General features: G+C 55.0%; 4 protein-coding genes and 1 pseudogene. 3 read left to right on the forward strand and 2 right to left on the reverse strand.

Annotated elements, in window-relative coordinates:
- Nucleotides 1–1006: lyase family protein (locus AQS70_RS04360; protein WP_055101697.1), on the forward strand; the 1006-nt coding region annotated here is incomplete at its 5' end.
- Between the two features lie 199 nt (nt 1007–1205).
- On the opposite strand, the gene pap is transcribed toward AQS70_RS04360, so the two are convergent.
- Nucleotides 1206–2732 (reverse strand): polyphosphate:AMP phosphotransferase, encoded by a 1527-nt coding sequence (pap, locus tag AQS70_RS04365; RefSeq protein ID WP_055101698.1) that lies wholly within the window; start codon nt 2730–2732, stop codon nt 1206–1208.
- 139 nt (nt 2733–2871) lie between these two features.
- On the opposite strand from pap, the gene mnmC reads away from it, so the two are divergent.
- Entirely contained in the window at nt 2872–4851 is a 1980-nt protein-coding gene (gene mnmC / locus AQS70_RS04370; RefSeq protein ID WP_055101699.1) for a bifunctional tRNA (5-methylaminomethyl-2-thiouridine)(34)-methyltransferase MnmC2/FAD-dependent 5-carboxymethylaminomethyl-2-thiouridine(34) oxidoreductase MnmC1, read from the forward strand.
- Nucleotides 4852–4854: 3 nt separating this feature from the next.
- Here the strand turns inward: mnmC and AQS70_RS04375 are convergent, their stop codons facing one another.
- Nucleotides 4855–9675 carry an NEL-type E3 ubiquitin ligase domain-containing protein gene (locus tag AQS70_RS04375; protein WP_055101700.1) on the reverse strand — a complete coding sequence of 1607 codons (4821 nt, stop codon included), beginning with the start codon at nt 9673–9675 and terminating at the stop codon, nt 4855–4857.
- Between the two features lie 340 nt (nt 9676–10015).
- On the opposite strand from AQS70_RS04375, the pseudogene AQS70_RS04380 reads away from it, so the two are divergent.
- Nucleotides 10016–10280 (forward strand): annotated as a pseudogene (locus AQS70_RS04380) (N-acetylglutaminylglutamine amidotransferase); the annotation flags it as partial.

Consider the following 10280-nt stretch of genomic DNA (forward strand, 5'->3'; position numbering starts at 1 on the left):
TGACCACGTCAACCGCTCACAAAGCTCGAACGATTGTTTCCCGACCGCCATGCACATTGCTGCGGCCAAGGCGATACATGAACACCTGTTGCCAGCCATCAATGAGTTGTCGGGCGGGCTTGCCGAGTTGTCGGCGCGTTACATGAAGCTGGTGAAAACCGGCCGCACCCACATGATGGATGCAACCCCTATTACGTTCGGCCAAGAGCTTTCGGCTTATATCGCGCAATTGGACTACGCCGAAAAAGCCATTCGCGCTGCCATTCCTGCTGTTTGTGAACTGGCGCAAGGTGGTACTGCCGTAGGCACCGGCCTGAATGCCCCACACGGCTTTGCCGAAGCCATTGCTGCAGAACTCGCTGCGCTTTCGGGACTACCGTTTATCACCGCGCCCAACAAGTTTGCCGCTTTGGCGGGTCACGAGCCGTTGACCACCTTATCGGGTGCGTTAAAGACTTTGGCCGTCACATTGATGAAACTGGCGAACGACTTCCGCTTACTGGGTTCAGGGCCGCGTGCCGGGCTGGCTGAGATCAAATTGCCCGCGAATGAGCCGGGTAGCTCGATCATGCCGGGCAAGGTCAACCCGACCCAATGCGAAGCATTGTCGATGCTGGCCTGTCAGGTCATGGGCAATGATGTCGCCATCGGTTTCGCGGCCAGCCAAGGGCATTTACAGCTCAACGTGTACAAGCCAGTGATCATTCACAACTTGCTGCAATCAATCCAGTTGCTGGCCGATGGTTGCAGCAATTTCAATGAACACTGCGTAATTGGGCTTGAGGCCGACGCGAGCAAAATGGCAGAGCATTTGGAGCGTGGTCTGATGCTGGTCACCGCACTCAACCCACACATCGGTTACGACAAGTCAGCGCAAATCGCCAAAAAAGCTTACGCCGAAGGGCTAACCCTTCGCGAAGCGGCGCTGGAGCTGGGCTACCTAACCGACGACGAGTTCAACGAGTGGGTGCGTCCAGAAAACATGCTCAGCCCTGGCAAACATTGAGCCACGACAACTTGCTCGCGATCTTTTGGACCTAAACAGCAAAAGATCGCAGCCTGCGGCAGCTCCTACGCAAAGCAGAAGAGCGCGCAATGACTTAACCGACGACGAGTTCAAAAGCCCCAAACTTGTAGGAGCTGCAGCAGGCTGCGATCTTTTCATCTTCAAAAGCAAAAGATCACAGCTCTAGGACTGGCGCCCCTCAGATACGAATCTGATTTTTGTATTTTTTAGCGTCTTTTTGGCTTTTCGCGAAAGCTGCTTCCAGCGCGTCGTTGATAGTGCGCAGCACTTTGACCCGAGCCCAACGTTTGTCATTGGCTGCAACCAAGGTCCACGGCGAAATTTCGGTGCTGGTGCGGTCAACCATGTCGCACACAGCCGTGCGATACAGGTCCCACTTTTCACGATTACGCCAGTCTTCTTCAGTGATCTTAAAGCGTTTGAACGGGATGGTTTCACGCTCCTGAAACCGCTCAAGTTGGGTGTCTTTATCAATCGCCAACCAGAATTTGACGACGATGACACCCGCGTTTCTCAGTTGCTCTTCAAAATCATTGATTTCGCCGTAGGCGCGCATCCAGTCCGCTTGGCTACAAAAACTCTCGACACGCTCCACCAGTACACGCCCGTACCAAGAGCGGTCGAAAATCGTGAATTTACCCCGCCCTGGGATCTGTCGCCAAAAGCGCCACAGATACGGTTGCTCACGCTCATCTTGAGACGGCGCAGCAATCGGCACGATGTTGTATTGACGCGGATCGAGCGCCGCCGCCACGCGGCGAATAGCTCCGCCCTTGCCGGCCGCATCGTTGCCCTCAAACACCGTAATCAGCGCATGTCGACGCATGCGCTTGTCACGCATCAGGCCCGATAACCGAGCCTGCTCGGTTACTAATTGCTCCTGATAGTCGTCTTTTTCCAGACGTTGAGTCATGTCCAGGCAATCGAGCAAACTCATGCCATCACGGCTTTCAGGCAGCGCAGGCACATTGATCGTGCGGGCGCGGGCCTTCGGAGCGTTAAGCGCCACCTGCAGTCCTTCTAGCAAAATCTTGCCCACGATCAAGCCGCGGTAATGCGGGTCGGCACCTTCAACGATATGCCACGGCGCGTAATCACGGCTGGTGCGGCGAATCACGCGCTCACCGTAACGCACAAACTTGTCGTAGGTTTTCGATTGCTGCCAGTCCAAAGGGCTGATTCGCCAGCTGTGCAGCGGATCATCTTTTAGGGCTTTGAGGCGGGCTTTCATCTGTTTTTTAGACAGATGGAACCAGAATTTAAAAATCACCGCGCCTTCGTCACACAGCATTCTCTCTAGGCGTTCGGCACCGGTGATGGCTTGATCGAGTACTGCATCCTTAATCACCCCATGCACCCGCGCCTGCAACATTTGGCTGTACCAATTGCCAAAAAACACACCCATTCGCCCTTTAGCCGGTAACTGACGCCAGTAACGCCATGCTGGCGGGCGCGCCAGCTCCTCATCGGTTTGTTGATCAAAGGTGCGCACCTCAATCAGCCGCGGGTCCATCCACTCATTGAGCAGCTTTACGGTTTCACCCTTGCCCGCGCCCTCAATCCCGTTGATCAACACAATGACCTGCGTGCGTTTTTGCTGATGCAATTCGTATTGCGCCTCAAGCAAGGCTTCACGTAGGGCAGGAACTTCTCTGTCGTAGGTTTCTTTGTCAATTGAATGACCGATTTCTGCAGATTCGAACATGGAAAGCTCCCTAGCAAGTTGGCTCAAGCCTAGTCGATTGCTGTCTAGGCGGGGCGGCAAAGCTTTTAAAAACTGTCATCCATCAGTTGCGCGGCGACTGATCAGCTAGAATAGCCGCCTTGCCGATACCGAGCCCCACATGACGATTGAAATGCCCAATGCCCAGTTGGACTGGGATGACCAAGGTCGCCCCCATTCACGACTGTTTGACGACGTCTACTTTTCAGACAAGTGCGGCCTTGAAGAAACCCGCTATGTCTTTATTGAACAAAATGCTTTACGCGAGCGCTTTGCCGCGCTGCCCGCCCACGGGCATTTTGTAATTGCTGAAACCGGCTTTGGCACGGGGCTCAATTTTCTTTGCGCGTGGCAGTTGTTCGACGAAATCGCAGACCCTCAAGCCCGGTTGCATTTTGTCAGTGTCGAAAGATACCCGCTGACCGGCGACGATCTGCAACGCGCCCTCGCCCTCTGGCCGGAACTGAAGCATTACAGCGAACAGTTGCTGGCCCGCTATTTCGCCATTCACTCTGGGTTTCAGACCCTCACGCTGGCCAATGGCCGGGTCACCCTCACCTTGCTGATCGGCGATGCCCTAGAGCAACTGCCGCAGCTTGATGCTCAAGTCGATGCCTGGTTTCTGGACGGCTTTGCTCCGGCGAAAAACCCGGACATGTGGACGCCGGAGCTGTTTGCGCAGTTGGCACGCTTGGCCGCACCCGACTCCACCCTCAGCACGTTTACTAGCACCGGCTGGGTGCGCCGCGCATTGAACGAAGCGGGATTCAAGATGCGCCGCACGCCAGGTATCGGTCACAAGTGGGAGATTCTACGGGGCGTGTTTCTCGGCGTCCCGGATACCGCTCGGCGCGCAGCGACCGTCAAACCCTGGTTCGCCCGACCGCCACAGATCACCGGCCCACGCACGGCGTTGGTGGTAGGCGGTGGCTTATCCGGCTGCGCCAGCGCCAACAGCTTGGCCAGACGCGGCTGGAAGGTGGTGCTGCTAGAGCGTCACGATCGGTTAGCCAAAGAAGCTTCCGGCAATCCGCAGGGTGTGCTGTATCTCAAGCTGTCGGCTCACGGCACAGCGCTATCGCAGATGATCGTCTGCGGTTTTGGCTACACCCGTCGGGTCCTTGAGCAGTTGCAGCGTGGGCGCGATTGGGATGATTGCGGCGTGTTGCAACTGGGCTTCAATGCCAAAGAAGCTGAGCGTCAGGCACAACTGGCCGCAGCCTTCGCCCCGGCGCTGGTCCACCTGCTGGATCAACCCCAAGCGCAAGCCCTAGCAGGGGTGGAACTGGCCCACGGCGGGCTTTTCTACCCCGAGGGTGGCTGGGTGCATCCGCCCGCTTTGTGCCAGTTTCAAGCGCTGCATCCTAATGTGCAGGTGTTGACTCACCATGATGTGCTGCACATCGACAAGGTGAATGGCCAGTGGCAGGCGGGTCAGGGCGATCACGTACTCGCGAGTGCGCAGGTGATGATTCTGGCGGGCGCGGCTGAGGTCAAACGCTTTGCGGCGAGCAGCGGCTTGCCACTCAAACGCATTCGTGGACAAATTACCCAATTGGCCGAAACCCCGCAAAGCTCAGCACTTAAAACAGTGGTCTGCGCCGAAGGCTATGTGGCTCCAGGCCGCTTGGGCGAACATACGCTGGGCGCCAGCTTCGATTTTAATAATGAAGATTTGACCACCACTCCCGAGGGCCATCAGGGCAATCTAGATTTGCTGGAAGAAATATCGCCCGACCTGATGCAACGTCTTGCCGAACAAAATCTCGACCCTGAGACGCTGCAAGGCTGGGCCGCGTTTCGTTGCACCAGCCCCGATTACCTACCCATTGTCGGCCCGCTGGCTGATACCCAAGCGTTTCACCATGCCTATGCGGTGCTCAGCAAAGACGCACGGCAAGTGCCGGATGTTGAATGCCCTTGGTTGCAGGGTTTGTATGTGAACAGCGGTCACGGCTCTCGCGGGTTGATTACCGCACCGCTGTCGGGTGAATTGCTCGCCGCATGGCTCAACAACGAGCCTCTGCCGCTTCCCCGCTCAGTAGCAGAGGCCTGTCACCCCAACCGTTTTGCCCTGCGCGCATTGGTGCGCAGGCTTTAGATATTAGCCATGCGCGCCACCTGGCAGTGGCGCCGGCAACACTGCCGCGGTTTTCGTCAGGCTCCACGCATCAACTACAACGTCCTTGGCCGTGCGAATGTCGTTGACGCGTCTCAGGTAACGCTCGCTGGTCATTTCCGGGGAGCGACGCAACAGGTCATTCAGTTGCTCGAAGTAAGGGAGGGTTAGTTGTGCAAACTCTGACGAAAACGTGCGATTCAAATGTTCACGCCAAAACTCTGTGCGGCTAACAAATTGACTGACCTCGCTTGTTTTTTCAGCGAGTTCAACCTGTATACGGGCTTTATCTAGATCTGCCTGCGAGACGTCGGCAATGAGTTTAAATGTCATATGCCGTGGCTGGCCCGGCAAGTCCAGCGCTTGAGCCAAGCCGATGCGATAAGCCAGGTGCACTTCAACCTCGTCTGCCGCCTTACCACTTAGAGCCAAGCGTGCGGCGCACTCGTCTTCAGCAATTTTTCCCACCTTGTCCAATCGAAAAAGCCCTACGGCCAGACGCAACAAATCAGATTCACTCGCGGCGCTATCGGCATTCAATCTGGCCAGAATCATGATGATTTCAAGTCCACTAAAAACCATGGTTACGCTATCCGTACAACTGCGCGGAGATGCTGCCATATCGAGCAAATCAAAACGCAACGTTTGATTTTGAGTGGCCGCCTCTATCATTTCCCACACTCGTCGACTCAAATCCTGACGCACACTTTGCGCTTCAGCTGTCGTGGTCAAACGACTGATCACTGTGAAAAAGTCTTCAGAGGCAGGATCGCCTTTCAACGCGACCCACAGCTCCTCACGTCGTGCCAGTTCATGACTGGTAATGCCTGCCGTCCAAAAGTCAAAAGCCGCCGCCTCGCTTATCAGGGCTTCACTATTGATCCCCATGCTGCTGCCGCCTTGGGCAACAAAACGCGCAAGACGCAAACGACTGGACGCTATTAACGGGTTTCCCGACAAAGATATATTGCGTGTCACTGAAGCCGGGGCCTGATACACAAGTTCCGGGATATCCAGCAACCGGTTCTCACGCAAGTCCGCGATCTCAAGCAATGGACGTAATACCAGCCCGCTCGGCCAGTCCTGGATCGCCGTTCTACGTAAGTAGACACGGCGTAAGTACGGCAGTGTATTCAGGTCCAGTAACGGACCTAATAAATTGCCATTGAGATTTAATACTTCCAGGTTTCGAAGCGAGCCCAACAAGGCATTATCGGCAGGCGATACAAACAAAAAATTATTAGCCACTGAAAGCTGGCGTAAGAAAGGCATGTTTTGTAATTGCGTTGGCAATGAACGGATCCGGTTGTGGTCCATGTGCAGCAAAGTCAAATTATTGAAGCGTTCAAGAAACCCACTCACTGATTCCCCGCACTCCATGTTGTTGATGTTCAAGTGAGTGATGTGACTGAAATCAATCTCGGACGGTAGCATGGGCAAATGGCCAACACGTAAACCGTCCAGACTCAAGCTCGACGCTTGCTCCGGACTCACCCAAGGCATATACGTCGTGTTTTTATGCCAACTGCGTTGAATCAATACGGCCGCCTGATACCGACTGTCAGGGTAGTTATACAACTCGCGACTCGTCGAGATCTCTGTGGGGCTTTCGTCGACCCAGCTCTGCAACGTCTGACGCAAGAGTTTTCTCTGGCGCTTGCGCCCCCGTAAATACGTCAAAGGGTCAAGACCGGTTTCAGTAATGGAGGCCAGGTAGTCCTGTATCTGCTCGTCATCGAACCCGGGGTACAGATCAAGCACACGTCGGCGCATCGAGCGAGAAACATCGCCTGTGTCTAACCCACATAACGGATAGCCCAACTTGCCATCGCTGATGCGCAAGGGCGGTTTGAAGGCGGGTTTAATCGGTTGCATGCCTAAGATCCGGGCGGATTCAGCTCGATCGGCAGAAGCCAGATTCGCCAGTGATGCATTGAAATCAGCGGCCTGATCAATCATTGCAAAGCCCAAACGTTGCCTTTGATCGTTCGTCAACGATTTAAACAGCGCGGTCGAGAGCAGCGATTCGCTACCAGGTTCAAGCACATACTGTTCGCCCTGCAGCCTGTAACGTTGATAGCCGCCCTCGGTTTTGACAATTACGCAGGGACTTTTCAACGTCCCGGTTCCCCAACGCTGCACCACATTGCCCCACGTCGAACCGTCACGCAGCTCTATCGTGGTGGTGGCAGGCCAATTGGCCATCTTGGCAATGAAATGCCTGGTCAACCTCTCGGTATCCGGGTTGAGTTGAGTACGCAAAAAGAACCCTTCAAATGCACGGTTCAAACGCCCTTCGCGCACATATTCACGGGCATGCTCAGCCAGCAGCAACGGCACTTTGCCATGCCGCAAGCTGGCTCTTTCAACATCCGTGGCCGAGTCGACCAAAGCTTGGGCCACCGGCCGTGGCAAGCCTGTAAAAGCCTTTTCAATAGGACGGGTTTCAGGGCTGCGGGCCACGTTGAATCGCTCATACAGCTTTTCAAAAACACTGGCGCGACGGTCGCTGGCCAATTGCCCGAGTCGATTGGCCAGCGTCGATACAGGCAATGGTGTTAACGAGACTTCAGCGCCCAAAATGGCTGACAGCCGCTGTTTCGGTAAACCTCTAAGCACGGCATCCAGGACTTTGCCCTGCGCCAGGTCGGTTGGCGTAATACTGATCCGGGACGTGACGACGGATAACGTTGCGTTGTACTCCAGGTTGGAGTGGCCCGCTCCATCGAGCAAAACCAGTCCTGTGTCTTCAGGCCAGCCCACAAGATCAGGCAATAAGCTCAATTGCAGATCCGCCCACTGCGCAGCCTTAAAGCGGCTGGTTTTCATCGCCTCGATAAAACCGTCGATTTTGCGATCAATCTCGAATCGTTTAAGGCTCACGTTAAGCAAAGGCGGTGCTGGCAGGTTTTCAAGATGCACGCGGCGCATGACAGCATTGGGTGTGTCAGTCAGCGCTCGGACCTGCTCCAACGTCGTTTCGTCAAGGCTGGCCGGGCCAGTCCCTAAACGTCCAATCAACTGGGCGCTGCCCTCCCATTCCAATGGACGCTCATGGGCAAACTGCCAGGCGCCCTGACGATTGTGCACCAGCCCCGGTTTGAAAGCGTTTGCCCTGCGCGGATGAATGATCCGCCAATGCTGCTTCTCAGGGTCGCGCTCAACGGCATAGTGCTTGCCCTGCACCGTGACATGGTGCTTGCCATGAGCCTTGAAAATACCTTGCGCATCGCTCATATACTGGCGGTGCTGAGCTTCATCGGCAGACGAATACGGCTCAAGTTTTTTATCCCACAAGCGCGCGGTGCCGTCCTCGCGGGTGATGGGTTCGAAGTTGCCAAAAAACTCCTTGGTGGCTTGACTCAATCCGCTGGTTGCCTTCTTGAGGATGATCGTTCCCGTGACTATGGCTGCAGCAGTGACAATATCCAGCGCCACGTTCAAAAGGTGTTCACGGGCATGGTCGACATCACCGTGCAGCCAGTCATCAACGCCCTCGTAGACTTCAGACAGCATCTCACCCACGGCAACAGCCAGCATCACCGCGCCCAGAACCGGTACAAACAGCGAGGCAACGTTGACAATAAACAACCCCGCATTTTTAAAGAGTTGCCAGCGCTGTTCGCGCTCTTGCGCATCCAGGACACCCGTGGGCACTGCCAGCAGTTGCGCATCGGCAAACATGTTTTTCAACTGAACGACACACAAGTAATGTGCAGCACTCATGCCCAACGTCGCTGTGGTCAGACTTAGCCTTACAGGGTTGGCATTAATTTTTTGCAAGAAAACCGGCCTGGCACTCAACGCGACAAAACCTGAGAAAAAACTCACGTATTCCGAGCGGCGAAAACGGACTTTCAGCTCATCAATCAAGACCTGTAATGAACTGAATTCGAAAAAAGGCGATACCGGATCATTCGGTATATAGATAATCAAACGATCTGTTGGATGTAACAAAGGTGTATCTGCGCTAAACACCACCACCCCGTCAATCACCGTGTCCAGTATCGATAACGAACTCTGCACCAGCGGCTTGCCATCCAGCTTGGCCTGCGCTGCCGGGGCGGGGTTTTCAGCCTGTGCCAACAAGGCCAGCAGCGCGGTGCGGGCTGTATCGCTGATATGGTTTTTCAGGTATGCAATCTGCGCGTCCACCTCCATGTCATAGCGTTTGAGCAGGCGCAGATTGGACTCGGTTTCTTGCTCAACCTCACTTGTATTGACCGAACCGGTGGCGGCCACACCTAAAAACTGCTGTAAGTAATTCTGATACTTCAACCCCAAATTCAACTCTCGGCACAGTGCCGCAAATTGATCTGGGCGAATCGGGCTAGCCCGCCCGGGCAGCCCGGCAAGACGGATTTTGCTCTGTGGGTCGAATCCCCCCGGCACCGCCTGGGACTCAGAAAAGTTTTGCAGTGCCGCCCACAGCAAGGTTTTGGGCTCATCTAAGTCAGTTCGATAGCGGACAGTGCCAAGTAACGTGTCATCGGTCACCACATGCACATGCGCAACCTCCAGTTGATCACGAAAGATGTTCAGCACGACCCCATAGCGGCGTTTCAACTCGGCCGCCAGTAAAGGTGCGCAATACGCCTCAATACCTTCAAGTTGGGCAAATTTTTGCCCTGAAAGTGCATGGTAGGCGCGACTTTGCGCCATCGAGGCATTCAGTGTCTTGATCATCTCTGGGGTGGCCTTCAACAGCCACTTCGGCATGTGGCTGCGGACAAGTTCAAGAGGCTCTAATTCACTGAGCGTCTCATCACGGGCGTCGAGAGGGGAGCGCTTCAAAAAATCGGTCATACGGGCATTCCACTTTCTAGTCATAAGGCTCATCAACCTAATGCGCCAACGCGCACGCCATGACCTATCAGGCTATATCGTGAAAAAAACTGCCCCTTACCACAGTGCAATAAACCACCGTTTGTAATTTTTATTGAACGATCCAGACCGCGATCACTCGATAAAACACGGTCATTGATCGCGGCGCAGGGGAATTTTTGAATCTTGCGCGCCGTTTGAGTTCAAGGCATGGCCACCCGCCAAGCCTTCTGTTAACCGTGCCCTCGCTGCGCACATCCCTAGCCGATGTCGACTAAAGCGCGAGCGGCACCCATGACGAGACACCAAGGATTTACACACCATGTGCGGATTAGCTGGAGAGTTACGTTTTGATCATCAACCTGCCGACTTGGCAGCCATCGAACGCATCACCCACCACCTTGCACCACGTGGCCCAGATGCCTGGGGATTTCACAGCCAAGGGCCGATAGCCCTCGGCCACCGTCGCCTGAAAATTATGGATTTATCAGACGGCTCGGCACAGCCGATGATCGACAGCCAACTGGGTCTTTCGCTGGCCTTCAACGGGGCGATCTACAACTTCCCTGAACTACGCGCCGAGCTGG

The sequence above is a fragment of the Pseudomonas endophytica genome (assembly GCF_001411475.1).
Classification (GTDB): domain Bacteria; phylum Pseudomonadota; class Gammaproteobacteria; order Pseudomonadales; family Pseudomonadaceae; genus Aquipseudomonas; species Aquipseudomonas endophytica.